A 25,520-nucleotide genomic window follows, 5' to 3' on the forward strand; every position below is an offset into this window, starting at 1 on the left:
CTACTCCCTCCCGGAGCTGATCCACGTCGGATTGTTGACGATGTTACGGCTGCCCTCGACCAATGACCGGATGGAATCGAGCTGAGTCATGTCATCGGCGTCGAGACGCAGATCCACGGCCCCAAGGTTCTCCAGCGCACGCTCGGGTTTGCGCGAGCCGGGAATCGGAACGGCGGAGACTCCCATCTGGGCGGCGCGGTGGAGGAGCCAGGCCAGTGCGACCTGAGCGTTGGTGGCGTCGTGACGTCGAGCCACCTCGGCGACGATCTCGACGATCTTCTGATTGGCATCCCACGCCTCGCCCATGCGGGAAGTGCCGCCGCGGAAGTCGCCGGCGACCTGCTCCTTGGTCAGGGTACCGGTGAGGAAGCCCCGGCCCAGGGGACTGTAGGGCACGAACCCCACACCCAGCTCGGCGCAGGCAGGCACGACACGGCCCTCGACGTCGCGTGACCACAGGCTCCATTCGGACTGAAGTGCGGCGATCGGGTGGACGGCGTGTGCCCGACGCAGCTCCTCGGAGGTGACCTCCGAGAGGCCGATGTGGCGGATCTTGCCCGCCTCGATGAGCTCGGCCATGGCACCGACGGTCTCCTCGATCGGCATATCGGGATCTGGCCGATGGTGGTAGTAGAGATCGATCGTCTCCACGCCGAGGCGGGCCAACGAAGCATCGCAGGCTGAGCGAGCATATTCCGGGCGTCCATCGGTGCGCTTAGCCGTGGCATCCGTCCCGTCCCTGGGAGCGGTGATTCCGAACTTCGTGGCAAGCTGCACCTCGTCGCGGCGCTTGGCCAGGAACGGTGCGAGCATCTCTTCGTTCGTTCCGGCCGGTCTGGAAGCTCCTTCGCGGGGTTTGCCGTAGACATCGGAGGTGTCGAGGAAGGTGATGCCGGCGTCGACGGCCGCACCCAGCGTGGCCCGTGCCGCTTCATCGGTGGTGCCGCCGTAGACGTGGGACAGGGCCATGCAGCCGAAGCCGATGGGGGAGACGATGAGGTCGCCGAGGCGGGTGGTTGTCATGATGGTTCTCCTTCTGAGCCGGTGGAGCGTGATGGTGCGGATGCCGGTGGGGTGTTGTCGCCGGCGGTGCCCGCGTATTTGGCGATCTTGTACTCCGTGGTGGTCAGGGCCAATTCCAGTTCGTGGATCTGGGTGAGAATGTGTTCGCGTTGGTCGACCATGATCTGCAGACGCTGCGGTGTCGTTGCCGTCCCGGCCCGGACCAGTTCGACATAGCGCTCGAGCTGGCTGATGCCCACGCCGGAGGTGCGCATGCGGACGAGGAAGTCCAGGCGTTCGACGGTCTTCGCATCATAGGTCCGACGACCCGACTTCGGCCGTGCCACGTCGAGCAGGCTATTATCTGACGAATAATGCATTATTCGCTGTGCATGGGAACCCAGAGGTATCGCGGAGCCGATGGTGCCGGAATTTCGAATCGCGTTGTCGCACCGACACCAGTTGTGGAGCTGTGTGAGTCCGAGAATTGCGGAGAGTGTTGAGCCGACTACACGGCGATTATGCGTCCTTTCCCTCATTTGCTTGAGACGCACGCAAGTCTCGTCTTGGCGTTCATCCCACTTCGGCGCGCAGGCCCTGTCCCGAATATGAATCGAGCACCAGCTCGGAATCAAAGACCAAGAATTGACCGTCGACCAGCAGGTGAGTGACCCCCTTCGACGGACGGGTACTGTCGATATAGGTCGCCTGATCACGTAACGTTGCAGGGTCAATGACGACAACGTCGGCATCATCTCCGACTCCGATTCGGCCCTTCTTGCGCATAGCGGGGACCGTGTTCTCGAGCACCTGCGCAGGGAGCAGGCTGCACCGTCGGAAGGCTTCAGACCACGTCCACGCCTCGTGATCGATGACCATCATTCGCAGGGACCGAGCATATGTGCCCGCCGTGCGAGGATGGGTCCTGCCGCCGGGAGGCAACGGCCACTGACGGGTGTCCGTGGAACCATCGGGCCAAGTCACATGCATTGCATCGGACGCGACGATGCTATCGGGAAACGCCAGTGACCTCGCCAGCAGGTCCCGATCTGCATCGTTGTCTTCATCGAGGTATTCGACGATGCATGCGGCTCCTGGATCCGCCTCTCGAACATGACGCAGATGAGCTTCATCGCGGATGCGCTCTCCCGTGGTGACCAGAATGATATTGCTAGGAGTCAGCTCCCAGGCTGGCAGCCTCTCCGGCGCCAGAAAGGCCGCTCCGATCCCGGTGCTGCCGGCCCCATATGGATAGGCCTCGACGCTGACCTTCGCCCCGCCTTCCTGTGCACGGTCGATGGTGGACAGTACTCGATCGATGTGCCGGCGTGAGGTGCTGTTGACGTGGCAGTGGTGCACCTGACCGCCGAACTCCATTGCGGCCCTGGCCGCCTCCTCGGTGCCGTCGATTGGAGTCGTCGGGTCCGATTCGGTGATCTCCCGCACGTGGGTGAACGTTGGTGTCCCGGCCCTGGCCGCCAGTTCGTTCACTGCCAGATACTCGCGCGGATCGGTGCGGGGAGCGTACCCCTGCAGAATCCCGATGCCCAGAGCCCCGGCTTCCAATTCCGACTCCAGGAGTCCCAGCCACCGAGTGAGCTGAGCGGGACTTGAGTCGGCTTGCCAATGAGGATCAGCGAGCATGGACAGGCCGCTGACTAGATCCGCGTCGAAGTGCAGATTGGACAGCACCGCAGCTCGCGCCATACCCCACGATGCGGAGAACCCATAGTGCAGGGGGCGCCCCTCCTCCGCGGCTTGTGTATAGGCGCGTTCCACGGGGAGCAAACCGGCCTCGAGTTCGAGTGCAGTCGTCACACCGTCCATGGCCTGCAGGCGCTGTCCGGCAATGGAATTCACGTGGGAGTGGAGATCGATGAAGCCCGGGCCGATGATGAGACCGGTGGCATCGACGACCTCTGCGTCAACATGATGCAGACCAGTCCCCACCTCGGCGATGCGACCGTTCCTGATGAGCACATCGGTGTTCTCATCGACTTTACTGGCGGGGTCGATGTACCGTCCGCCGGTGAAGATGATCGTCGGTTTCATGCGCCGGCCTCCGTGGAGTGTTCTTCGGCTGGCTTCTCTGATGTTCCATTTCCCGGCGCAGCGCTGTCGACCCGCGGCAGGCAGCGGATACCCACGTAGGCGACCTCTCGGCCACCGACGTTGGCAAAGGCCAAGGGTGACCATGCACTGAGGCCATCGGGCCGACCAAAGACAAATGTGTCGGACTCGGAAGGATACAGATTCATCGTCTGCGGTGGGCTGTCATTACCTTCGCCGAGTGAGCTGCCGATTCGTGCCTGGTAGGTACCGTCTTCGGTTTTCATCACCGTGAGCGTGGTGCTGGCATCGGCATAGTCGCCGAGGTGGTTCTCGGCAATTGTGAATGTGGGCGGGATCAACCGGGGGCGGTTTGCCGGTGGAGCGTCGATCCCTGCGAACGTGCGGGCGAAGGCTCCGTAGACTTCGGGCGCGGCGTGCGGTGCGACTCCGCCGTTGCAGAAGACGACGAACACGAGACCGGCCTCCGGCAGGACCTGGAACCAGGCGTTGTTGCCGATGGTCGTACCGCCATGCCACTGCAGCTTCTGGCCTTCCCACTCATCAAGCATCCATCCCAGCCCCCACTGAGGTGCGGTGCTGGCGGCTTGATCGATGAGAGAGTGCTGGGGCTCGGCCATAAGCGAAGCGGAGGCTTCGCTGAGGATCGGCACCCCAGTGCTCGTCTGTCCCGAACGCAGGATTGCGGCACCGAAACTGAGCAGATCGTCTGCGCTGCAAGTGACAAGTCCGGCGGGACCCATGGATCGAGTGATCTGTGAGACTGGTGCAGGAGCCCAAGTGCGGGTGCCCGGCACCACGACATGTCCATGCTGATGTCGGTGGGAGATGATGTCTTCGGCCAGGGTGAACATATGCTCAATGCCCAACCGCTGACAGATCCTGATGTCCAAGGCTTGATCCCACGTCACCTCGTCGATGACCTCGATGATGCGGCCGGCGATGACAAAGCCGGAATTGCAGTAGGAGAATCCGTCGCCCGGGCTGAACAGGGACTTCGCCTCGGACAGTGTGGCGATGTATTTCTCCACGCAGTCGTTTCCGCGGCCAGTGTCGGTGAAGAGGTCGCCGTCGATGCCCGAGGTGTGCGTGAGCAGATGAGCAACGGTGAGTTCGGCGGGATCTAGGTCGGCCAACCTCAGGTCGGGGAGGATCTCAGAGACGGGGGTGTCCAACTCCAGCTTCCCCTCGTCCACGAGCTGCATGATCATCGTCGACGTCAGCAGTTTGGTGATCGATCCGATCTGACACAGCGTCGACCGATCGGTCTCTACGCCCGTGCGCAGATTCGAGACCCCGGTGGCTGCGACGAACCGCTGCTCCGTATCGCTGGTGGGATCGACGTGCAGAACGCCTGCCACGATCCCCGGCACCTGGTGCCTGCGAGCGACATCGGCGAGGATTCCCTCCCACCGGGTGGGATCGAAGATCTGTGGATCGAGTCGGGCTGTCATGTGGTGCTCCTTTGCATTGCCATCAGATTGCAGTTGTGTCGAGCGTCGTCTCATTCGACCAAGGTGATGCCGTTGACGTTCGTCCAGCCTTGGCCCAGTGAGTTCTTCACGCCTTGGCCGAAGGTGATATCCGGTCGCACAGCAAAGGGAACATAATCCGCAGACTGGTACATCGAGGCCTCTGCCTTCTCCCAGCTGCCGCAGGCCTCTTTGCCGCTGAGTTTCGATGCTTCCTTCACTTCTTCGTCGAATTGTGGGTTGGAGATGCCGGCGTAGTTGGATCCTTTGGGCGGTGCTTGACCGGAGACGAAGGTCGCGAGCACATTGGGCACCGAGTAGTTCGAGGCCAACCAGATCACATCAAAGTCCTCGGCGGCGCCGGGCGAATTGATCTTCTCGAGGAAGGCACCTGCATCCGTACCGTGGTGCTTCACTCCGACGCCGATCTTCGACCACTGCTCGGCCATGAGTTCGGCTGTCGACGAGGTTTCGGGCCAACGCGTGTACCACCCGAAATCGAGAGTCAGCGGCTTCCCGTCCTTGCTGCGCTTGCCGTCTGACCCCTTCTTCCAGCCGGCCGCATCGAGTCGTGATTCAGCATCGGCGATATCGGACTTCGGCAGATTCGTGGTTGCCGCATCATAGGTGCAGATCGTCGGTTTGAGCACTGCCAGTCGTTCGGCGCGTTTGCCCTGGCCGGCCGTTTGGACCTGCATGAGCGCGTCGAGGTCGAGAGCCTCGGTGAGGGCGATGCGCACGTTCTCATCGGCTGTCGGCGCACTCTTGGCTTGACTGTAGGCGAATCCGCCGGTGATGAGGTCGTCTTGGTAGAACGGTTGGAGGGTGGAGGCCACACGTTCCTCATCGGGACCCTGTACCGCGGCGATATTCAGTTCGCCGGACATGAGCTGGTTGGCGCGAGTGCTCGGATTGTCGACGATGCTGATCTCGACTTCTTTGGGCACGCCGGGTGTCTTTCCTGTCGGAGTACCTTCGGGACCCCAGTTGTAATCATCTCGACGTTCGAAGGTGTAGTGATCTCCGGGAACCGCCTGCTTGAGCGAGTACATGCCGGTGCCGTTCGTGGCGGTCTCCACACTCTTCGGATCATCCAAGGCACTTTGACAGTAGATCGGTTGGATTCCCATCTGGGGCAGCAGGAAGGAATTGGGAGATTTCGTCGTGACGGTCACGGTCCGTGCGTCCTCGTCCTCTTTCACAGTCGCATCGGCTGGGACGACGAGGCCCTTGAAGCTGGATGAGTTCTTGGGATCGAGGATCCACCGGTAATTGTTCGCCACGGTCTCGGCCGTCAATTGTGACCCGTCCTCGCAAGTGATTCCCTCGCGAATGGTGAAGCTCAGCGATGTCGGAGTCTCTTCCCACTTCTCCGCCAGCCATCCCTGGGGTTCGCCATCATCATCGAAGTAGACAGGGGACTCGTAGGCCCAGGGATAGACATAGCTGAGAGTCGCCGAGGTATTGACGTGTCGGAACAGATTGCCAGGATCCTCATTGACGGCAACCTTGAGAGTGCCGTCGATGACGGGGTCTCCTTCACCGTTTGAGGCTCCGCTTCCACCACCTCCACCGCAGGCGGTGAGAGTGAGTGCACAGAGTCCGGCAACGGCGGCGAGCAAACGTTTCTTCATGATGTCCTCTTCATTGAGTGAGTTTTCGAACCGAGCGAAGATCAGCAACCGCAGCAGCAGCGAGGTCGGCGATGGCGTCGTCGAATCTGGGATTGATCGACAGGGACGAAGGGGTGCGGAGGAAGACAGCCACGGCGTATCTGTCGCCTTCGGTGAACTCGACGACCCCGGACTCATTGCGGATGAAAGGCAGGGTTCCGGTCTTTCCGCTCACGGACACCTCGTCGCCGAATCCCCGGCGCAGACGGTGCGGCCACACCTGCAGCCCCAGGATCCGCCTGGCCTCTGTGCAGGCGGCAGCGGGTATGCCCACCTCGTTCCACAGCGCGGCGAGCAGCGCCGTCGTCTCGGCTGGAGTTGAACGGTTCGTTCGATCCGGATCTAGGGTTCGAGTCTCCGACCATGCCTCGCTGGCACCTTGTGCATCGTAGGCCACCGGCGGGTCCAGGGACGCCAGATCGGCAGCCGCTGTGTCGAAGAGATATTGGCAGTCTCCTTCGAGCACGGTGGAAGTCAGTCCAAGCTCTCGCATCCGTGCATTGATGGAGGTGCGGCCGAGGATGTTCATGACGACGTCGGTGGCGCGATTGTCCGAGACGGTCATCATCGACAGGCAGAGGTCTCGGAACGACACTGACACCGAATCGGTGAAGACCGCCAGTCCGGTCCCACCCTGCACAGGAAAATCGTCCGGAGTCAGGCTGATCCGATAATCGCCCGGGATGCTGCCAGTGCTCATTCGGATGCAGGCTTCGACGAGCACCGGGAGCTTGAACACGCTAGCGGAGACCACGGGCTCTGCTTCTCTGGCTCCGACTCCGGAGCCTTCATGCGAGCTGTGGACCTGATCAAGGTCGCGGGCATGGACAAAAGAGGTGATGCCCAGCTCATCTTCGAGTCGTCCGATCACTGTGTCGAGGATCATATCCTCATCTTCCTCAAAGGCACCGGGGGTCGGCTTCGGAGTTCAGGACAAAGATGCGATACCTGTTTCGTCCAAGTCGACAGGGCCCTCGGCGTCTGGAGTAGGCGACGAGGCGGTTTTGTCGTTCCCGACAATCGCAGACACGAACCCTGCTCCGATCCGCCGATGTGCGCGGCCACGTGCACACGAAATGCTGGGAGCAAAGTTTCCTACGGTGAAAGGACACAGTATGAATCGTCTGGCTCCTCCACGGTCCGTCGTGCTCGAGGCCGAATTCATGGCAGATGCGCGATGTGCGGAGCTTGGCCTCGATATCCAGGAGGTCCGCGATCCTCAGGATCTGCGAACAGTCGTGGAGATCTTTTCCCGGATCTGGAAGACACCGGGAGCACCGATCATCGACCATTCGGCGCTTACCGCCATGTCGCATGCCGGCAACCCGGTGTTCCTGGCCCGCCTAGGTGCCGAGGCGGTCGGAGCCGCCGTGGGTTTCTGCGGTCCGGCCAGATCTCCGTTCCACTCCCACATCGTCGGCTTTCTCCCAGGCTCTGCAGGACGTGGGTTCGGGCATGCGATCAAGCTGCGGCAGCGAGCGTGGTGTCTGGAGAAAGGAATCGTGGAGATGACCTGGACCTATGACCCTTTGGTGTGTCGCAACGCCTACTTCAATATCGGACGCCTCGGAGCGATCCCGGTCGAATACCTCCAGAATTTCTACGGCCAGATGACGGACTCGATCAACGCCGGAGAACTCTCGGACCGAATGCTCATCCTCTGGGATCTCACCTGCGATCCCACCGCGCCGACGTTTGAGACTGACGCAGGCATCACCTCGGCGATCGAGGACAGGGGAGGGACACCGTCTCTCTACGTCCCGCCCACAGTCGGAGTCGACGCCGTGAGCATCGCCGTTCCGTGGGACATCGAGGCACTGCGGCAGGAAGACCCGGTCCGGGCACATGCGTGGCGCCTGGTCACCCGGGACGCCTTCACCGATCTGCTCGGCAACAACTGGCGAGTCGTCGGATTCTCCCGCCACAGTCCCCACCACGGTCAGTATGTGCTGCGCCGCCCGTGACCATCAACCGCTCACCAATATTGAGAGAGGACCCTTATGAAACTGAGAACTCTGCGTATCCACCACCTTGAGCTGCCCTTGGTCTCACCGTTCACCACCTCCTTTATGACCCAAACCCATAAACGTTGCTTCCTCATCGAAGCGCAGGTCGAGACCGAGGATGGACGCTCCGTCACAGGGTGGGGCGAGAACGTGGCCCTGGACCGACCCTTCTATTCCGCAGAGCACCTTGACGGCGCCGCCGAGGTGGTCATGCGTTGGCTGGCACCGGTGCTCGCCGAGAGAGAAGACCTCAATCCAGAACGAGTGTCGAGCCTGTTGTCCCATGTCATCGGTCAGCCCATGGCGAAGGCCTCGATGGAGATGGCGATCCTCGACGCCGCTTTGAGATCGCAGGGTCGATCGTTCCACGACTATCTCGGAGCTGTGCGGACTACGGTCCCGTCCGGCGTCTCCATCGGCATCCAGGAGTCGACCGTCGAAACCGTGCGAGTGATCGGCAGATACGTCGACGAAGGCTATGCACGGATCAAACTGAAGATTCAACCGGGCGCGGATATCGCTCCGGTGGCGGCTGTGCGAAAGGAGTTCGGCGATGATCTCCTTTTCCAGGTTGATGCGAATGCCGCATACACACTGGCCGATGCCACCACATTGGCCAAACTCGATGATTACGGACTCCTCCTCATCGAACAGCCCTTGGGTGAAGCCGATCTGAGGCAGCACTCCTTGCTGAGATCAACTCTTCGCACACCCATCTGCCTCGATGAATCCATTGACTCCCCGGAAGCTGCGGCGGATGCCATCGCCTTCGGTGCTGTCGACATCATCAACATCAAACCCGGCCGTGTAGGCGGATATCTCGCCGCCCGCAAGATCCACGATCTCGCCGTGGCCAACGGCATCGCAGTGTGGTGCGGTGGCATGCTGGAGACCGGACTGGGACGCGCCGCGAATGCTGCGCTCGCCGCCCTCGACGGGTTCACTCTGCCGGGTGATATCTCCGGCTCGGACCGCTTCTTCGCCGAAGACATCACAACCACTACGATCAGAATGCACGACGGCATCGTCGATGTGCCCCGCGGGCCGGGCATGGGCATAGAGGTCGATAGGGCGAAGGTCGAGAGATACCGGACGCGTCTGCAGGAGGTGCCTCTGCCATGAAGGCCCCCGACCTCGATACTCTCAACCGGATCACCGATCCGCAGGCCGCGCGAATCCTGCTCGGAGGCGATGGCGTGCTCATCGTCGCCGCACGGCACCCGGTGGAAGGGCCAAGCGTATCGGAACTGCGCGTCGTGCCCCTGACCAGCGTGGGACCTGCCCGGTCGTTGACATCCGGGCACAATGACACCGCGCCCGCACTGTCTCCAGATGGGACGATGGTCGCATTCCTCAGAGCGAACGCCGGCAGCTCCGATCTCTGCCTGGTCCCGGTAAGCGGCGGTGAGGTCACCATTCACACCACTGGACTGGCGGCGCTCGGCACCCCTGTGTTCTCTCCGGACGGGACCACGATAGCGCTGCCCTGCCTTGTCGACGAGGAACCAACGGAGCCTCGGGCTGCGCTGGTGGTCGATGGCGAACCTGCTCATAAGATCGATGGTCTGGGATGGATCGGAACGGCACGCAGCCGAATCCGGCTCATCCCAGTCGGCGGTGGAGACAGCACGGACATCCTCACCGATGGCAACAGCACTGACCCGAAGTGGTCACCGGATGGACGCATGCTGGCATTCGTGCGCACCCGCGCCACCGCCTCAGCGCGAGTGCCGGCGCAGGAGATAGGCCTCGTCGACACCGATGCTGTGACCAGAAGCCTGCGTTTCCCCTGGGCCGCGCGCAGCCTGAGTGGGCCACTGGTGTGGACGCCCGAGAGCACCGCCGTGATCGCGATCGGTCAGATGGTTCCGGGTATCGAACTGCCCAGGCTGACCCGGCTTGATCTGGACACCTCAAGGATCACGGTGCTCACCGATGACCTTGATCTCGGGGTGATGGGCGGTGGGTCCGGATACCCCGGGGGTGCTCCAGTCTTCGGTGAGGACGCTCGTCTCTATTTCTGCGTGCGTGAAAGGGGGCGCAGCATACTGGTGTCGATCGACCTCGACGCACCGCGGGGCGCTGGCGGGGGAGTGGAGGTTCTCCACCACCCAATCTCCGAGACCGCGGTCATCAGCGGCCTCGATGTGGTGGGTGCCGTTGCCGTGATGCGAGTCTCTGATGCTGATCGACCGGGTGAGATCATGGCGCTCGACGTCGAATCGGGTGAGGTGCGCGAGCTGACGCATTTCTGGGACGAGGACATTCCCGACGCCGCTTTCATCCGGCCGAGGAGTTTGAGATTTTCCATCTCCGATGGCTTCGAGGTCCACGGATGGCTGTTGCGTGCCGAGTCGACGGAAGGGCCAGCGCCCACGCTGCTCGACATTCATGGTGGCCCGCACAATGCCTGGACCGGAGTCGCTGACATCGCACATATCTACCATCAGGTGCTGGCAGCGGAGGGGTGGAACATCCTCACTCTCAATCCACGGGCCTCCGATGGCTACGGTTCCCGGTTCCTGAAAGCTACCCGAGGCGCATGGGGCGAGGCCGATGAGAAGGACTTCCTCGAACCGCTCGACGCCTTGATCGAAGAGGGCCTCGTCGACTCGGATCGGGTTGCCGTCACCGGATACAGCTACGGCGGTTACATGACCTGTTGGCTGACATCGAAGCATCCTGAACGCTTCACTGCGGCCGTTCCTGGAGGGCTCATCTGCGATCTGGACATGTTCGCAGCCACCAGCGATATGGGGCCGCACCTGTGCGAGGTTGAGTTCGGGTCGCAGGCCTTCGACCATCTCTCGCCGATCCACCACGTGGACCGGGTCGCTATGCCCACACTCATTCTGCATGGTCAGGACGATCAGCGCTGTCCCGTCGACCAAGCGGAGCTGTGGTATTCGAGAATACGCGGCAATAGAGTAGAGACCAGGCTCGTCGTCTACCCGCAGGGCTCTCACGTGTTCATCCTCAACGGACCTGTGACGCATCGCCTTGACTACAACCAGCGGGTCATCGATTGGGTGAGGACACACACTCTTTCCGCCTGATCAGCGCATTGCAGCCTGAACGTAATATCTGGGGCCCCGGGCGGCTGCAATGTCTTCCGGAATCGTCAGAGTGAGGGGACGGCGGCGATGAGTTCGCGCGTGTATTCCTGCTTCGGAGACTCCATGATGTCGAGGGTTTCGCCCACTTCAACCAGTTGCCCTCCTCTCATCACCGCAACTCGTTCGCAGACTGCACGAACGACAGCCAGATTGTGGCTGATGAAGAGCAGCGAGAACCCGATTTCCTGCTGCAGCTCCCGCAGCAGGTTGAGCACCGTGCCCTGGACCGAGACATCGAGCGCCGAGGTGATCTCGTCAGCCAGGATGACTTCGGGTCTGGCTGCGATGGACCGGGCCACCGCCACCCGCTGCCGCTGACCACCCGAGAGTTCAGTCGGCATGCTGGCGGCGCGATCGGCCGGCAGAGACACAGATTTGAGAAGTTCGCTCACCCGGGCGGCACGCGACCGTGCTGACGGGCGAGGTTCCTCCTCTCTGCGATGAGCCGCGACGATTGCCTCGTCGAGGGATTCGCCAATCGTCCGGCGAGGATCGAAGCAGGATTGAGGATCCTGGAAGACCATCTGAATGCGTCTGCGTTCCCTCACCGCTGTCCCTGTAGCGTTCGAGATCACAGTGTCGCCGAGGCGGATACGTCCTGCTGCTGGTTCAGTCAGACCGACAGCGGCTCTGGCCAAGGTTGATTTGCCGGATCCTGATTCCCCGACGAGGCCGAGGACCTCCCCGGGGGCCAGGCGCAGACTGACCGAATCGACGGCTGTGAATGTCTTTGGTCCACGACCGTAGCTGATGCTCACGGAATCGAAACTCAGTGCTCGAGTCATCTTGTCTCTTTCTCGAAGATGGGCGCAGATGCGTCGAGAGTCTCCGGCCTTGAACTGGCGGTCGACGAGCAGCCCTGGCCGGGAGCAGGCTCCGCATCGGACGGTGACTGCGCAGCCGCCTCGGCGAGGAAATCCGTGCCGTCGGGAATCGACGGCAGCGGCACATCACGGGGTGTCGCCATGGTGGGAACCGTGGCCAGCAGAGCCCGGGTATAAGGGTGCTCTGCGTAACCTGCACGCAGATCCTCCGCGGAGATGTTCTCCACTAGGTGGCCCTGGTACATGACGAGGACACGCGTGCACAGCGATGTGACGACGGCGATGTCGTGGGAGACGAAGACGATCGATGTCCCCACCTCTGCATTGATCTGACGCAGGAGGGTGAGAATCTCCGCTTGAACCGTGACATCGAGGGCCGTGGTCGGCTCATCGGCAAGGATGAGGGAAGGAGACCCCATGAGTCCGGCAGCGATCATTGCGCGCTGACGCATTCCGCCGGAGAACTCGTGCGGGTACTGGCCGTAACGACGGCGGGCCTCGGGGATGCGCACATCTTCCAGGCGCTCGATCGCGCGATCACGTGCCTGGGCACGACTCAGTCCCAAGTGCAGGAGGCCGGTTTCAGCAACCTGGCCACCGACGTGGAGGGCGGGATTGAGCGACGCCATGGGGTCCTGGAACACCATGGCCAGCTTCTCACCGAAATGGCGGTCTAACCGGGAGGGGGTACCATCGGCACTGATCGTGAGGTCCTCCCCGTCGAAATGGGCGGAATCGGCACTCGCATGCAGCGGGGACTCGATGAGCCCTGCCAGCGACATGAGCGTCAGGCTCTTGCCGGAACCGGACTCACCGACGATGCCGACGATCTCGCCCCGGCCAATGTCGAAGGACACACCTTTGACGAGGTCGTTCGGCTCACCACGGTGCCCAGATGCGCTGACTCGCAGATTGCGCACGGAGTACACCGCGTCCTCCAAATGCGCGAGCATGGAGGAGGACGGAGCTTTGAGAGCTGCCTCCCGCGCCTTCTGCCGCCGGCGGAACTTGGCGATGACCGAACCGCGGGCCCCGGTGCCCAGCACGGCACCCAGCACCTCGCCGAGGAGCACAAAGGTGAGCCCCGCAAGGATGATCGCTATTCCCGGCACCAGAGCTGCCGCGGGGTTCACGAAGATCCGGCTCATGCCTTCGCTGAGCATCCGCCCCCAGTCGTAGAGAGGCACCTGGATGCCGAGGCCCAGAAACGACAGACCGGCGAACGCGACCAGTGCATTGCCTGCGGTGACCGCGGCATTGACGATGAGCGGGTCACGGACGTTGGGCAGGACATGACGCAGCACAGTCTTCCAGACCGGCACTCCGAGGACATGGGCCGCGGAGATGAAATCACGGCCCCACACCGAGGCACCGAGGTTGTGAGTGAGCCGACCATACGAGGGGACCATGGCAATGGCGATCGCCAGGGTCGCGGCGAGCCCGCTTTGGCCCAGAATCACCGAGAAGGAGATGGCCAGCAGAAGTCCGGGGAAGGCCACACCGATATTGATGCCCGCGACGATCCACTGACCGATTCGGCCTCCGAGGATGAGAGGCAGCAGCCCGACGACGATTCCGACGCTGACACCGACCGCGGTGGCTGCCAGTGCCATGGACACGGAGAGGCGGGCGGCGACGAGCGTGCGCAGGAGGATATCGCGGCCGCTGCCGTCGGTGCCGAACGGATGCTCCGGACTCGCACCGGTGGCGATTTTGGAGGTGTCGGTGGTGGCGGCCGAGGCTCCCCAGATCACAGGTCCGAAGACGACGAGGAACAAGAGCGTCGCGCACGCCAGGAGGGCGAGCATTCCCAATGGTGTGCGCATGGAAGCGAGTAGTCTGCGGGATGTGGTCATGCTGTGTCCAATGTGGTTCGGGGATCAAGGAGGATTAGAGCGATATCGACGACCAGGTTGATGAGCAGAACGACGAGACCGTAGAAGATGACGATTGCCTGGATGAGCGGATAGTCCTTGCCCTGGATGGAATCGACGATGACGCCACCGAGCCCCGGCCAGGCGAAGATGCTTTCGACCAGCACGGTTCCGGCGATCATTCCGCCCAGGAGCAGGCCGGAGATTGTCAGGGTCGAGGTCAGTAGATTGGGCAGCACATGTTTGCCGTACAGACGGATCGACGGCATTCGTTTCGAGCGCGCGGTGCGGATGTAGTCCTGCCGCAGAACTGTCAGGCTCTCGGCCCGGACGATCCTGGTCAGTGCCGCTGTCGGGCCGATCGCTAGTGCGATGACCGGCAGCACATAGGAGGCAGGCCCGGTACGCCCGGCCACAGGTAAGAGATCGATGCTCACGGCGAAGAGGTAGACGAGGATGATGCCGGCCAGGAACTCCGGAATTACTGCGACGACAGCGGTGACGGAGGTGAATCCGACCTCGGTTCCGTGCCGCTTGCCGGAACGGGTGAGGGCACCGAACATGAGCCCGAGGCAGACTGCCACGACCAGTGCTATCGCCACGGCGATGAAGGCGAGCTCAAGCGTTGCCGGTGCCCTCCCCGTGATGACGTCGATGACTGGAATGCGGAGGCTGATCGAGTCTCCGAGGTCCCCAGAGAAGAGACCTCTCCAGAACACCAGATACTGGACGATCAGGGGTTTGTTGAGGCCGAGCTCGATCCTTCTGGCCTCTACCGCTTCGGGAGGAGCGGCTTCCCCCGCCGAGGCTCGGGCCGGGTCGCCGGGTATCAGTTGAACGAGCAGGAAAGAGATCGTGACCAGGACGAACAGGGAGATGAGGATGTATCCGAATCTCCGCAGCAGATACGTCGTCATCGGATGCCCGATGAGAGCTGATGCCCGTGTGGGTGCGGCTTGGCTGGGGGCTGATTGCACGGTCAAAGGTGATTGTCCTGTCACTCCAACCTCCTCGTTAAGTTGGTGAGTACCTCCAGACATGAGTATTCCAAGGTGATGACCGCCACCACCTCGTCGGATCCCCCAGCGATCCAATGGGGGAATTGTCCAAGTGACCAACAGGGGAAGAATATGCCTGACCAACGGCGAAAGAATACGTCGGAGGGCCTCAGGGTCTCCCGCCGTCAGATGTAACGGGCCGCTGGTGGGCAGGGTGGCGATCGCCGCACATCGTGGCTGGCAACGGCGATGAAACTGACAGAGACTACCGTTAAGATGAATCGATGGTGCCTGATCTACCTACGCAATCGCGTCACACCCGGTCGTCGCCGGAGGCTCTGTCTCCGCGTTCGCCTTTGCCACGACTGTCGTCACAGTTGACACTCGAACGAATCCTCGACGATCTTGGTTCGACTCTGCTCAATCCGCTGACCACTGTCACTGATCCGCATCAGGCAGTGACTGGAGTGGTCGCCTTTGACCCCCACGATGATCAGATCATTCCTGCCGGGGCCATCGTCTTGGGTATCGGACTGGCTGATGCCGCTGGTATCCAGCGATGTTTGGGAAGCATGGCCGCAGCAGGTGCTCATGTGCTTATCGTGCGAGGACCGGGAGACCTGTTGGAGACACTCTCCCAGGCCGCTCACGGTCACGGAATCTGCGTGTTCACCCTGGTATCAGGAGCTTCCTGGACGCAGTTGAGCAATCTCATCAATTCCCTGCTCGTCGATCCGCGCGGGGTCGATGACACTGAGACCATCGATGGGCTTCCCGGCGGGGACCTCTTCGCCGTGGCGAATGCGATCGGCTCGCTGCTGGGAGCTCCGATCACTATCGAGGATCGCAATTCCCGGGTTCTCGCCTTCTCCACGGGGCAGGATGCCGCGGACGGCCCACGCATCGAAACGATCCTCGACCGGCAAGTGCCCGATGAATACACGCGCAGACTGCAATCTGCTGGATTTTTCACCAAACTGTATTCTTCGGTCGATCCAGTGTCGATCAGGCTCGATGTTGACGGAGTTGAGATCAAGAACCGTGTGGCGATCGCCGTCCGTGCCGGTGGAGAGATTCTCGGCTCGGTCTGGGCAGCACTACCGAATGAGATCGACGAGGAAGGAGCGCAGATCTTCAGGGACATGGCCAAGATCGCGGCTTTGCACATGCTCAGGCTTCGCGCAGGCGACGGACTAGATCGACGGCTGCGGGCCGATCTCCTCGCCACCGCACTCGAGGGCGGGGACGGTGCCGAATATGCGATCCGAAAGCTGGGTGTCGAATCGTCTCCGATCGCGGTCTTCGCAATTGGCGTCGATCCGGAAGTGACTTCGCAACTGGACGAAGCCATCGAGACCCAGAGAATTGCCGACGCAATCAACGTCTACTTGGCAGCTGTGCGCCCCCAGGCCAGCGCGGCGCGCCTGGGCGGCACCATCTTCGGGATACTTCCGGTCCGTGACGTTGTCGCTGGGGAGGACCAGACGCAGAGATTCGTCAGCGACCTCGTGGCTCGAGCTGGAACGCGGGTCAGGGTCTGCGGCGGGATCGGACCGATCGTCACGGATTCGCGGGACTTGCTCAGTGCGAGAGAGGGCGCGCGTCGAGCACTTCGTGTTTGCTTGGACCGCAGAGACCGCAATGACTCCGTGGCTATGCTTTCCCAGGTCTACGTCGATTCGTTGCTGCTGGACCTGAGCGACCAGGTGTCGATGCGCCGGGACCAGTTGTCGGGGCCGGTACACAGACTGCATGACTATGATCTGAGAAATCACACTGATTTCGTGCTCACGCTCGACACCTGGCTGACCTGTATGGGAGACGTCAGCAAAGCAGCCGATCTCCTCCACATTCATGCGAACACACTGCGCTATCGTCTACGGCGTCTGGCAGAGATCACCGATCTGGATCTTGACGACCCAGATGCGCGATTCGCCGCGCAACTGCTGCTCCGCATCGATCCGGAGCTGACTTCGGAATATGCGGAGACAAACGCAGGTTAACGAGCGACCGCGAAGCGCGAGTTGCCTCACATGGCAGTGCCCGCAGCAAGCTTGGCTCTCTTCGCAGGAGGTCGCTCAGTCCGCGTCGAAGTCGAAGGGATCGGCGATCGGCTCGTCTGTGGTCGACTCGGCCAGGCGCAGGAAGCCGTTCGTGATGTGATCGCCGAGGTGATCCGCCGCGGCGTCCGGGTCGAGCCGCTTCACAGCATCGACGATGGCCTGATGCTCGCTGTGCACCTCGTTGAGGCGATCCGAGGAGTCGAGGGTGAGATCCCAAGGGAAGGCCCGCCACCTGGTTGCGATGTCATCGCGCAGGGCCGGCAGTCCGCAGCGATCGTAGAAGAAGAAGTGGAACTCCTCATTGCGGGTGTTGCGCGCCATGGCATCGCCCTCTTCGCTGGCAGTGTCCAGGGCGTCGAGGAGTCTCTCCGCCTGGCGCAGCTCGTGCCGCGAAATGCGTGTCGTGGCACGGGCGATGGCGAAGGTCTCGGTCAGCTTGCGGGTGATGAAGAGGGATCTGAGTCGGTCGACGTCAACGCCTGCCACACGCACACCGCGGTGCGCCTCGGAGGACACGAGCCCCTCGGACTCGAGGATGCGCAAGGCTTCGCGGACCGGGGTGATCGAGGCACTGAACCACTCGGCAACCTGGTCCTGTCGCAGGCGTTCGCCGCGTTCGAGTTCTCGGCCGAGGATCTTTCGGCGCAGGCCGAGGACGATCATGTCCCGCTTCGTCGAAGCCGATTCCAGGTCCATCCACTGCCCTCCAGCGTTCTGCTCATATCGCGATCCCTAGCGCTGCTCCCGTCGGCAGCTCTCGCTTATGTTCCCCGAGTGTATCTCGATCAGCATATTTCATCCCCAATAATGCATTGTCATTAAGAAGATGTATTATTCAGGTGTCAGCTCGTGAAATCTCGTTGTGGAGGCCTCTTGCACACTGAACTTCCGTTGTCCGGGATCACCGTCATCAGTTGTGAGCAAGCCGTTGCGGCTCCGTTCGCCTCACGGCAGCTCGCGGATCTGGGTGCTCGTGTGATCAAGATCGAACGCCCCGGAACCGGAGACTTCGCACGCGGCTACGACACCACCGTCAACGGCATGTCGAGCCACTTCGTGTGGATCAACCGCAACAAGGAGAGCCTGATCCTCGACCTCAAGCAGGCCCAGGGCAAGGCAATCCTCAAGGATCTCGTCGCCGAGGCCGATGTCTTCATCCAGAACTTCGCCCCCGGCGCCGCCGAACGCCTCGGCTTCGGTGCCGAAGAGCTGCGTGGCATCAACGACCGTCTCATCTATGCTTCGATCTCCGGATACGGACCGGACGGGCCCTACAAGGACGCCAAGGCATACGATGCACTTGTGCAGGCCGAAGCAGGTTTGGTCTCCGTGACCGGGACCGAGGACCACCCCGCAAAGACGGGAATCTCAACGGCGGACATCTCCGCCGGCATGTACACCTATTCCGGAATCCTCACTGCCCTGTTCAATCGGGAGCGCACCGGTGAGGGCACCACACTGCAGATCAACCTCTTCGACTCCCTCGTCGAATGGATGGGCTACCCCCTCTACTTCACCAAAGGCAGCGGCACCCGCCCGACCAGGGCCGGCACCTCGCACGCCGCCATTGCCCCCTATGGTGCATTCACCTGCGGCGACGGAACCCAGATCATGCTCGCGATCCAGAACGAACGCGAGTGGGAGCGCTTCGCGACCCAGGTCCTCGACCGCCCGGACATGGTTGCTGACGAACGCTTCGACCGGGCCGCCCACCGCTACGCCCACCGCGACGAACTGCAGACCATCATCGAAGCGGTCTTCGCTGACCTCACCGGTGAGCAGTGCGACGGCCTCCTCGAAACCGCAAGTGTTGCCCACTCACGGCAGCGGGATATGACCGAGATCGCCGATCACCCGCAGCTGGTCGAACGTGACCGGTGGCAGGAGGTCGGATCCCCGGTGGGACCGATCCAGATGCTCGTGCCCCCGGTTGAGATGTCCGGGGTCGAACCCCGGATGGACCCGATCCCGGGCGTGGGCGAGCATTCGGCCGACATCCTCGGCGGTCTTGGATTCAGCCCTGAGAAGGTCGCCGAACTTCAGAGCGAAGGAGTCATCTGAGCCATGACAGCACAGTCCGATTCCACAGCGGCACCGTCGAACACCGCTCTGCCTGACAGCGGCCCCAGCTTCGACTACACGCCGCTCCTGCCCACCGCCGGACAGGGACCAGCCATGCGCCGCCTCGACATCGACGGAGTCGAGCAGGTGCACGCCGAGGTGGCCGGAACCGAGCAGACGTTCCTCACCGTTGCGTCATCGACGCTCTCCGACTTGGCCGAGATCGCGTTCAAGGAAGTCTCGCACTACCTGCGCACCGACCACCTGGCGAGCCTGCGGGCCATCATCGACGATCCGGAGGCCAGCGCCAACGACGTCTTCGTTGCCCTCGACCTGCTCAAGAACGCCGCGGTCTCCGCCGGAGAGATCCTGCCCATGTGCCAGGACACCGGCACCGCGATCATCTCCGCCAAGCGCGGACCCAATGTGCTCACCGACGGCGACGACGCGAAGCACCTCTCGGCCGGCATCCACCGCGCCTATGAGGAGCTCAATCTCCGCTATTCGCAGCTGGCACCACTGAGCCTGTTCGAGGAGAAGAACACGGGCACAAACCTGCCCGCCCAGATCGAAGTGAGCCTCAGCCCGGACGATGACTACGAGCTGCTGTTCATGGCCAAGGGCGGGGGCAGCGCGAACAAGTCCTTCCTCTACCAGGAGACGAAGGCCGTGCTCAACGAGGAGTCGATGCTCGACTTCCTCGCGGAGAAGATCTCGACGCTGGGCACCGCAGCCTGCCCGCCCTACCACCTCGCCGTGGTCATCGGCGGGCCCTCGGCCGAGTTCACGCTCAAGACCGCAAAGCTCGCCAGCGCCCACTACCTCGACGACCTCCCCACCACAGGTGACGAATCCGGCCACGGATTCCGGGACACCGACTTCGAGGCCACGGTCTTCGAACTCACCCAGACCCTCGGCTTCGGCGCCCAGTTCGGCGGGAAGTACTTCTGCCACGACGTGCGCGTCGTCCGCCTGCCGCGCCACAACGGTTCACTGCCGATCGCCATTGCCGTCAGCTGCTCGGCCGACCGGCAGATCATCGCGCGGATCACTGCCGAGGGAGTCTTCATCGAAGAACTCGAACACGATCCGGCTCGGTTCCTGCCCGCGATGGGACGGGTCGATGAGATCGAATCCGGCAACGTCACCGCCGTCGACCTCGACCGGCCGATGCCCGAGCTCCAGTCCCAGCTGAGCCAATTGGAAGTCGGCGACAGGCTCTCACTTTCGGGCACGATGATCGTCGCCCGAGACATCGTCCACGCCAACCTGCGCCAGCGACTGGCTGAGGGTGGTCAGCTGCCCGACTACTTCAAGGACCACCCGATCTACTATGCGGGACCGGCCAAGACTCCCGAAGGAATGCCCTCGGGATCGTTTGGACCGACCACCGCTTCACGGATGGACACCTATGTGCGTCAGTTCCAGGAAGCCGGCGGGTCGATGATCATGCTCGCCAAGGGCAACCGCTCGGCTCAGGTCAAGAACTCCTGCGCGGAATTCGGTGGCTTCTACTTAGGCTCCATCGGCGGACCCGCGGCACGTCTGGCCCAGGACTGCATCACCGAAGTCGAGGTCCTCGACATGGAAGACCTCGGTATGGAAGCGGTATGGCGCATCAAGGTCGAGGACTTCCCCGCCTTCATCATCACCGACGACAAGGGCCACGACTTCTTCGACACCACCGGATCCGACACCACAATCAGTCTCGGACGAACCAGAACGGCCAAGGACGGCGCCCAGCTGGACTGAACCGGCCACGGACCACCACGAACACGGCCACGTCGGGTTACCTCGGCGAGGCAGGCAATCACAACTTCAGCAGCAGAGGAAGAGGAATTCGCAATGGCAGTCAGCAGCGAAGAGCAGATGATGATCGACACGGTCGCCGAGTTCATCGACCACGACGTCAAACCCCACGTTAACCGGGTTGAGCACGCCGACGAATACCCGCAAGCGTGGATCCAGACCATGAAGGACATGGGCATCTACGGCCTTGCGATCGACGAACCCTGGGGCATGGGCAAGGTCTCGACCGAGGCGTATGCGCTGATCACGCAGGAGCTGGCCCGCGGGTGGATGTCCCTGGCCGGTGCCATGGGCGGGCACACCGTCGTGGCCAAACTCATCGCCGAATACGGCACGAGCGAGCAGAAGGACAAGTACCTGCCGCGCATGGCCACCGGTGAACTGCGCGCGACTATGGCCCTGACCGAACCCGGCGGCGGCTCCGATCTGCAGGCCATGCGCACCTCGGCGGCCAAGGACGGCGAGGACTACGTCATCAACGGGTCGAAGACCTGGATCACCAATGCCCGCAAGTCCGATCTCATCGCACTGCTAGTCAAGACCGACCCCGCAGCTGAACCGCGTCACAAGGGCATCTCGATCATCCTTGTCGAGAAGGGAGAGGGTTTCACCATCTCCCAGGATCTCTCGAAACTCGGCTATAAGGGCGTCGAAACCTGCGAACTCGCGTTCGAGAACCTGCGTCAGCCGCAGGCCCAGCTGCTCGGTGCGGTCGAGGGCGTGGGCTTCAAGCAGATGATGAAGGGCCTGGAGATCGGCCGCATCCAGGTCGCCTCGCGTTCGTTGGGCGTCGCGCAGGCGGCACTCAATGATGCGGTGAAGTACTCGCAGGAGCGCGAATCCATGGGCAAGCCAATTTGGCGTCACCAGGCCGTGGGCAACCAGCTGGCGAAGATGGCCACGAAGCTCGAGGCCGCCCGGCAGCTCGTCCTCCACGCGGCTCGCACCTATGACTCGGGTGAGCGCGTGGATATGGAGGCCGGCATGGCCAAGTACTACGCCTCAGAGATGGCCGCCGAGGTGGCCCTTGACGCCATCCGTGTCCATGGCGGTTACGGATACTCCACCGAATACGACGTCGAACGCTACTACCGTGACGCCCCACTGATGATCGTCGGCGAAGGCACGAACGAGATCCAGTTGAACGTCATCGCTAAGCAGCTCATCGGCCGAAACAAGGCCTGAGAGAGGGAGAACCATGACTCATAAACCCAGGCCGAGGCCGAACACCCCGCACTTCATGACCGAGGAAAGGGAAGGCATCCAGGCTCTCGCCCGCGAGTTCGCCCACGACGTCGTCCTGCCCCTCGCGAATGAGCTTGATCCTGTCGAGGGGCAGTTCCCTGACTGGTTCATCAAACAAATGGCCGACATGGGGTTCTTCGGCATCCTCATCCCCGAGGAATATGGGGGTCTTGGACTCGGGGTCTTCGAGTACTGCCTCGTGGCCGAGGAACTCTCCAGAGCTTGGATGTCCGTTGGCGGCCTGCTGGCTCGTGGCAACGGGATGGGCGGCAACTTCTCTCCCGAACAGGAAGCCAGGCTACTTCCGAAGGTCGCCACCGGCGAATACCTCGGCGCTTACTCCCTGTCCGAGGCCGAAGCCGGTTCCGATGTGGCCAACATTCGCTGCAAGGCCACTCGTGCTGAAGATGGCGGCTGGGTCATCAACGGCACGAAGATGTGGTGCACATTCGCCGATCAGGCGGATTACATCATTCTCTTCGCTCGTACTTCCACTGACGAAGAGAAGCGGCATCGTGGGATCTCGGCGTTCCTTGTCGAGAAGGAACGTGGTTCCTTCCCTGAGGGTATGTCGGGGACTGCGGTGAAGAAGATCGGCTACTTCGGATGGAAGACCTGGGATCTGGCCTTCGATGACTTCCACCTGCCCGCCGAAGCCCTGCTGGGTGAGGAAGACCGTGGGTTCTATCAGGCTGTGTCTGGTCTCGAGGTGGGTCGAGCCCACACAGCTGCGAGATCGATCGGTCTGGCGCAGGCCGCGCTCGAGGACTCGATCGCGTATTTGAAACAGCGTGAACAGTTCGGACACCCTCTCGCTGATTTCCAGCATCTGCGGTTCAAGGTTGCCGACATGGCTGCCCAGATCGAGGCGTGCCGGGCTCTGATGTATCACGTGTGCACCGAAATCGACTCCGGTCGCCGGTGCGACAAGGAAGCCGCGATGGTCAAGTATCTGGCTGCGGAGATGGCGGAGAAGGTCACTTCTGAGGCTGTGCAGATCCATGGTGGTGCCGGGTACACGAAGGACTTCGCGGTGGAGCGTCACTGGCGTGATGCCCGGTTGACGAAGATCTTCGAGGGCTCGTCTGAGATCCAGATGCGCATCATCTCCGATGAACTGTTAGGACGTTGACATGACTGAGATCAATCTGCAGGACTGGGCCGGCCGATCCAGCACCGAAGAAGACATTGCCTCTCCGACCAGCGCTGCCCGCTTGGCCACGTTGCTCGAACAGGACGTAACGTCGTCGACCGAGCCAGCGACGCTGTTCCCAGTGGGACACTGGTTGCACTTCGCCGAAGACGACGTTCCGATGAGCGAGCTGGGAACAGACGGTCACGTGAAGCTCGGCGGATTCATGCCACCGGTCGGACTGCCTCGGCGCATGTGGGCCGGCAGCAAGCTGCAGTTCCATGCACCGATTCTCGCCGGGCAGAAGCTGTCACGGACGACGACCATCGAATCGATTACGGAGAAGACAGGCGGCAGCGGATCCCTCTGCTTCGTCGTGCTGCGCCACGAGGTCTCCGCCGATGGAAACCTCGCGACAACGGATCGGCACACGATCGTCTACCGGGAAGCCACCTCGGCGCCCGAAGGATCCTCCGCCGCACCTGCCCGGGCAGATTCACCTGCACCCGAAGGGTGGGACTGGGTGCGCTCGGTGCGACCCAACGAGGTTACGCTCTTCCGCTACTCAGCTCTGACATTCAACTCCCACCGCATCCACTACGACCACCCGTATGTGACTGGCGTCGAAGGGTATCCGGGACTCGTCACCCACGGACCGCTGACGGCCACGCTTCTGCTGGATGCGTTCATGAGGAATCACCCCGAGGCGACCGTCGCCACGTACGACTTCCGCGCGAAGTCACCCCTGTTCGCGAACGAGCAGATCCACCTCGTCGGTCGCAGCACCGGAGCGAACACTCATGAACTCGAAGCCATCGGACCTGATGGTCAGACCGCGATCGCGGCAACAGTGACGACCACGGAAAGCTGAGGAGCACCCATGTCTGAGACACGACCGGCACCACTGACCGGATTGAAAGTCGTCGAGATCTCTGCCTTCGTCGCAGCACCCCTGGGTGCTATGACCCTGGCACAACTGGGTGCCGACGTCATCCGCATCGACCCGATCGGCGGCAACATCGACGCCAACCGCTGGCCGATCAGCGATGACGGGACGTCGATCTATTGGGCGAGCCTGAACAAGGGCAAACGCTCGGTCACCCTGGATCTGAAGTCCGAAGAGGGACAGAAGATCGCGACCGACCTCATCGCCGAGGCGGGCACCCTGGTGACGAACCTGCCCGCTCGCGGATGGCTGAGCTACGACAATCTCGTCCAGCACCGTGAAGATCTGGTCATGCTGCGTCTCAATGGGTCCCATGATGGGAAGCCGGCCGTGGACTACACGATCAATGCGGCCAGCGGGTTCCCGATCATCACCGGCGATGACGAGCGTCCGGTCAACAATGCCATCCCGGCGTGGGACGTCATCGCCGGCCTGTACATTGCCAATGGCATTACTGCCGCTGAGCTCGATCGTCGGACCTCGGGCAAGGGGCAGGAGATCAACCTCGCCCTGTCCGATGCGATGCTCGCAACCGTTGGCAACCTCGGATACATCGCCGAGGTGCAGTCGACCGGTAAGACTCGTGGACCGCTGGGCAATGGCCTTTATGGCGCCTACGGGCAGTCGTTCAAGACCTCGGATGAACGCGAGATCATGGTTGCTGTCATCTCGAACAAGCACTGGCGCGGACTGGGCAAGGCGACTGGGCTGTCCGAGAAGCTTGAGATGATCGGGCCCATGCTCGACGTTGATCTCACGACCGAAGGCGGTCGGTTCGAAGCTCGCGAGGCCATCGATGCAGTGCTGCGGCCATGGTTCGCAGCCCACACGGTGGCCGAGGCGGCTACTGCTCTGAGTGGTGCCGGGGTGCTGCAGGGAGAGTTCCAGACATTCGAGGAGCTCGTCAACAACGACCCGTGGTGTTCGTTGGAGAATCCGCTGTTCGGCGAGATCGAGCAGCCAGGTGTGGGCCGCGTGATGGCTCCGCGGGTGCCGTTGCAGTTCGGCGGGTCGCCGGTGGCTGATGCTGTTCCTGCGCCGACTCTGGGTGGGGATACGGAGGGAGTGTTGGCTGAGTTGGTGGAGACGAGCTCCGAAAACTGGCTCTTCGCAAACGAGAGTGTATACCGATGAATTTCAAACAGAGCGAGTCGCTACCCGGATAGACGTCGAGGTCTTCCGATGATGGAAGTTCTCACACTGCCCATCCGAAAGACCTCGACGTGGAC

General features: G+C 62.2%; 20 protein-coding genes. 10 read left to right on the forward strand and 10 right to left on the reverse strand.

The annotated features are described in order from the left end of the window. The 6 genes from BAUR9175_RS13880 to BAUR9175_RS13905 all read right to left on the reverse strand — a co-directional run bounded on the left by BAUR9175_RS13880 (nucleotide 1) and on the right by BAUR9175_RS13905 (nucleotide 7,103). On the reverse strand, nucleotides 1-1,023 hold the full coding sequence (locus BAUR9175_RS13880) for an aldo/keto reductase (protein ID WP_101584088.1): 1,023 nt from the start codon (nucleotides 1,021-1,023) through the stop codon (nucleotides 1-3). After that, on the reverse strand, nucleotides 1,020-1,349 hold the full coding sequence (locus BAUR9175_RS13885) for a MerR family transcriptional regulator (protein WP_141322665.1): 330 nt from the start codon (nucleotides 1,347-1,349) through the stop codon (nucleotides 1,020-1,022). The genes BAUR9175_RS13880 and BAUR9175_RS13885 overlap by 4 nt, the downstream gene beginning before the upstream one ends. Nucleotides 1,350-1,575: 226 nt before the next feature. Beyond that, nucleotides 1,576-3,054, reverse strand: coding sequence for an amidohydrolase family protein (locus tag BAUR9175_RS13890; RefSeq protein WP_101584092.1), 1,479 nt, complete (start codon nucleotides 3,052-3,054; stop codon nucleotides 1,576-1,578). Then, complete coding sequence (locus BAUR9175_RS13895; RefSeq protein ID WP_180959250.1) at nucleotides 3,051-4,526, reverse strand: serine hydrolase domain-containing protein; 1,476 nt, start codon at nucleotides 4,524-4,526, stop codon at nucleotides 3,051-3,053. The genes BAUR9175_RS13890 and BAUR9175_RS13895 overlap by 4 nt, the downstream gene beginning before the upstream one ends. A 50-nt stretch (nucleotides 4,527-4,576) precedes the next feature. Beyond that, a complete protein-coding gene (locus BAUR9175_RS13900) occupies nucleotides 4,577-6,178 on the reverse strand; it encodes an ABC transporter substrate-binding protein (RefSeq protein WP_180959251.1) in 1,602 nt (533 codons plus the stop codon). Nucleotides 6,179-6,188: 10 nt separating this feature from the next. Then, entirely contained in the window at nucleotides 6,189-7,103 is a 915-nt protein-coding gene (locus tag BAUR9175_RS13905) for a serine hydrolase (RefSeq protein ID WP_101584097.1), read from the reverse strand. Nucleotides 7,104-7,332: 229 nt separating this feature from the next. Here BAUR9175_RS13905 and BAUR9175_RS13910 point away from each other — a divergent pair, with 229 nt between their 5' ends. Genes BAUR9175_RS13910 through BAUR9175_RS13920 form a run of 3 tightly spaced genes read left to right on the forward strand, consistent with a single transcriptional unit; the run spans nucleotide 7,333 to nucleotide 11,279 of the window. Then, nucleotides 7,333-8,181, forward strand: a complete 849-nt coding sequence (locus BAUR9175_RS13910) for a GNAT family N-acetyltransferase (protein ID WP_101584098.1) — start codon at nucleotides 7,333-7,335, stop codon at nucleotides 8,179-8,181. A 36-nt stretch (nucleotides 8,182-8,217) separates the two neighbouring features. After that, complete coding sequence (gene menC / locus BAUR9175_RS13915) at nucleotides 8,218-9,345, forward strand: o-succinylbenzoate synthase (RefSeq protein WP_101584100.1); 1,128 nt, start codon at nucleotides 8,218-8,220, stop codon at nucleotides 9,343-9,345. Beyond that, on the forward strand, nucleotides 9,342-11,279 hold the full coding sequence (locus BAUR9175_RS13920; protein WP_101584102.1) for a S9 family peptidase: 1,938 nt from the start codon (nucleotides 9,342-9,344) through the stop codon (nucleotides 11,277-11,279). The genes menC and BAUR9175_RS13920 overlap by 4 nt, the downstream gene beginning before the upstream one ends. A gap of 65 nt (nucleotides 11,280-11,344) precedes the next feature. On the opposite strand, the gene BAUR9175_RS13925 is transcribed toward BAUR9175_RS13920, so the two are convergent. Genes BAUR9175_RS13925 through BAUR9175_RS13935 form a run of 3 tightly spaced genes read right to left on the reverse strand, consistent with a single transcriptional unit; the run spans nucleotide 11,345 to nucleotide 15,014 of the window. Further along, nucleotides 11,345-12,124 carry an ABC transporter ATP-binding protein gene (locus tag BAUR9175_RS13925; RefSeq protein ID WP_101584103.1) on the reverse strand — a complete coding sequence of 260 codons (780 nt, stop codon included), beginning with the start codon at nucleotides 12,122-12,124 and terminating at the stop codon, nucleotides 11,345-11,347. After that, nucleotides 12,121-13,989, reverse strand: a complete 1,869-nt coding sequence (locus BAUR9175_RS13930) for a dipeptide/oligopeptide/nickel ABC transporter permease/ATP-binding protein (RefSeq protein WP_180959252.1) — start codon at nucleotides 13,987-13,989, stop codon at nucleotides 12,121-12,123. The genes BAUR9175_RS13925 and BAUR9175_RS13930 overlap by 4 nt, the downstream gene beginning before the upstream one ends. Before the next feature lie 26 nt (nucleotides 13,990-14,015). Continuing rightward, nucleotides 14,016-15,014, reverse strand: coding sequence for an ABC transporter permease (locus BAUR9175_RS13935; protein ID WP_257944337.1), 999 nt, complete (start codon nucleotides 15,012-15,014; stop codon nucleotides 14,016-14,018). A gap of 398 nt (nucleotides 15,015-15,412) precedes the next feature. Here BAUR9175_RS13935 and BAUR9175_RS13940 point away from each other — a divergent pair, with 398 nt between their 5' ends. After that, entirely contained in the window at nucleotides 15,413-17,038 is a 1,626-nt protein-coding gene (locus BAUR9175_RS13940) for a PucR family transcriptional regulator (RefSeq protein ID WP_180959253.1), read from the forward strand. Between the two features lie 75 nt (nucleotides 17,039-17,113). Here BAUR9175_RS13940 and BAUR9175_RS13945 read toward each other — a convergent pair whose 3' ends face one another. Then, on the reverse strand, nucleotides 17,114-17,794 hold the full coding sequence (locus BAUR9175_RS13945; RefSeq protein ID WP_101584110.1) for a GntR family transcriptional regulator: 681 nt from the start codon (nucleotides 17,792-17,794) through the stop codon (nucleotides 17,114-17,116). A gap of 177 nt (nucleotides 17,795-17,971) precedes the next feature. Between BAUR9175_RS13945 and BAUR9175_RS13950 the strand changes: the two genes are divergently transcribed. The 6 genes from BAUR9175_RS13950 (at nucleotide 17,972) to BAUR9175_RS13975 (ending at nucleotide 25,425) form a co-directional block, all read left to right on the forward strand. Continuing rightward, nucleotides 17,972-19,159, forward strand: coding sequence for a CaiB/BaiF CoA transferase family protein (locus tag BAUR9175_RS13950; protein WP_101584112.1), 1,188 nt, complete (start codon nucleotides 17,972-17,974; stop codon nucleotides 19,157-19,159). A 3-nt stretch (nucleotides 19,160-19,162) separates the two neighbouring features. Further along, the gene (locus BAUR9175_RS13955; RefSeq protein WP_101584114.1) at nucleotides 19,163-20,911 is read left to right on the forward strand and encodes a FumA C-terminus/TtdB family hydratase beta subunit; all 1,749 of its coding nucleotides are present in this window, start codon (nucleotides 19,163-19,165) and stop codon (nucleotides 20,909-20,911) included. 93 nt (nucleotides 20,912-21,004) lie between these two features. Further along, nucleotides 21,005-22,153, forward strand: a complete 1,149-nt coding sequence (locus BAUR9175_RS13960; RefSeq protein WP_101584116.1) for an acyl-CoA dehydrogenase family protein — start codon at nucleotides 21,005-21,007, stop codon at nucleotides 22,151-22,153. Between the two features lie 13 nt (nucleotides 22,154-22,166). Further along, a complete protein-coding gene (locus BAUR9175_RS13965; protein WP_101584118.1) occupies nucleotides 22,167-23,345 on the forward strand; it encodes an acyl-CoA dehydrogenase family protein in 1,179 nt (392 codons plus the stop codon). Between the two features lies 1 nt (nucleotide 23,346). Next, nucleotides 23,347-24,216 carry an HTD2 family dehydratase gene (locus BAUR9175_RS13970; RefSeq protein WP_101584119.1) on the forward strand — a complete coding sequence of 290 codons (870 nt, stop codon included), beginning with the start codon at nucleotides 23,347-23,349 and terminating at the stop codon, nucleotides 24,214-24,216. A gap of 9 nt (nucleotides 24,217-24,225) precedes the next feature. Further along, complete coding sequence (locus BAUR9175_RS13975; protein ID WP_101584121.1) at nucleotides 24,226-25,425, forward strand: CoA transferase; 1,200 nt, start codon at nucleotides 24,226-24,228, stop codon at nucleotides 25,423-25,425. Nucleotides 25,426-25,520 lie beyond the last annotated feature (95 nt).

It is taken from the genome of Brevibacterium aurantiacum (assembly GCF_900169065.1).
Lineage (GTDB): Bacteria > Actinomycetota > Actinomycetes > Actinomycetales > Brevibacteriaceae > Brevibacterium > Brevibacterium aurantiacum.

Excerpts from the sequence above, each read along its gene's own strand:
- BAUR9175_RS13880 (WP_101584088.1), bottom strand. The coding sequence starts at position 1,023 with ATGACAACCACCCGCCTCGGCGACCTCATCGTCTCCCCCATCGGCTTC.
- BAUR9175_RS13890 (WP_101584092.1), bottom strand. The coding sequence starts at position 3,054 with ATGAAACCGACGATCATCTTCACCGGCGGACGGTACATCGACCCCGCC.
- BAUR9175_RS13895 (WP_180959250.1), bottom strand. The coding sequence starts at position 4,526 with ATGACAGCCCGACTCGATCCACAGATCTTCGATCCCACCCGGTGGGAG.
- BAUR9175_RS13900 (WP_180959251.1), bottom strand. The coding sequence starts at position 6,178 with ATGAAGAAACGTTTGCTCGCCGCCGTTGCCGGACTCTGTGCACTCACT.
- BAUR9175_RS13905 (WP_101584097.1), bottom strand. The coding sequence starts at position 7,103 with ATGATCCTCGACACAGTGATCGGACGACTCGAAGATGAGCTGGGCATC.
- BAUR9175_RS13910 (WP_101584098.1), top strand. The coding sequence starts at position 7,333 with ATGAATCGTCTGGCTCCTCCACGGTCCGTCGTGCTCGAGGCCGAATTC.
- menC (WP_101584100.1), top strand. The coding sequence starts at position 8,218 with ATGAAACTGAGAACTCTGCGTATCCACCACCTTGAGCTGCCCTTGGTC.
- BAUR9175_RS13920 (WP_101584102.1), top strand. The coding sequence starts at position 9,342 with ATGAAGGCCCCCGACCTCGATACTCTCAACCGGATCACCGATCCGCAG.
- BAUR9175_RS13925 (WP_101584103.1), bottom strand. The coding sequence starts at position 12,124 with ATGACTCGAGCACTGAGTTTCGATTCCGTGAGCATCAGCTACGGTCGT.
- BAUR9175_RS13930 (WP_180959252.1), bottom strand. The coding sequence starts at position 13,989 with ATGCGCACACCATTGGGAATGCTCGCCCTCCTGGCGTGCGCGACGCTC.
- BAUR9175_RS13945 (WP_101584110.1), bottom strand. The coding sequence starts at position 17,794 with ATGGACCTGGAATCGGCTTCGACGAAGCGGGACATGATCGTCCTCGGC.
- BAUR9175_RS13955 (WP_101584114.1), top strand. The coding sequence starts at position 19,163 with ATGACAGCACAGTCCGATTCCACAGCGGCACCGTCGAACACCGCTCTG.
- BAUR9175_RS13960 (WP_101584116.1), top strand. The coding sequence starts at position 21,005 with ATGGCAGTCAGCAGCGAAGAGCAGATGATGATCGACACGGTCGCCGAG.
- BAUR9175_RS13965 (WP_101584118.1), top strand. The coding sequence starts at position 22,167 with ATGACTCATAAACCCAGGCCGAGGCCGAACACCCCGCACTTCATGACC.
- BAUR9175_RS13970 (WP_101584119.1), top strand. The coding sequence starts at position 23,347 with ATGACTGAGATCAATCTGCAGGACTGGGCCGGCCGATCCAGCACCGAA.
- BAUR9175_RS13975 (WP_101584121.1), top strand. The coding sequence starts at position 24,226 with ATGTCTGAGACACGACCGGCACCACTGACCGGATTGAAAGTCGTCGAG.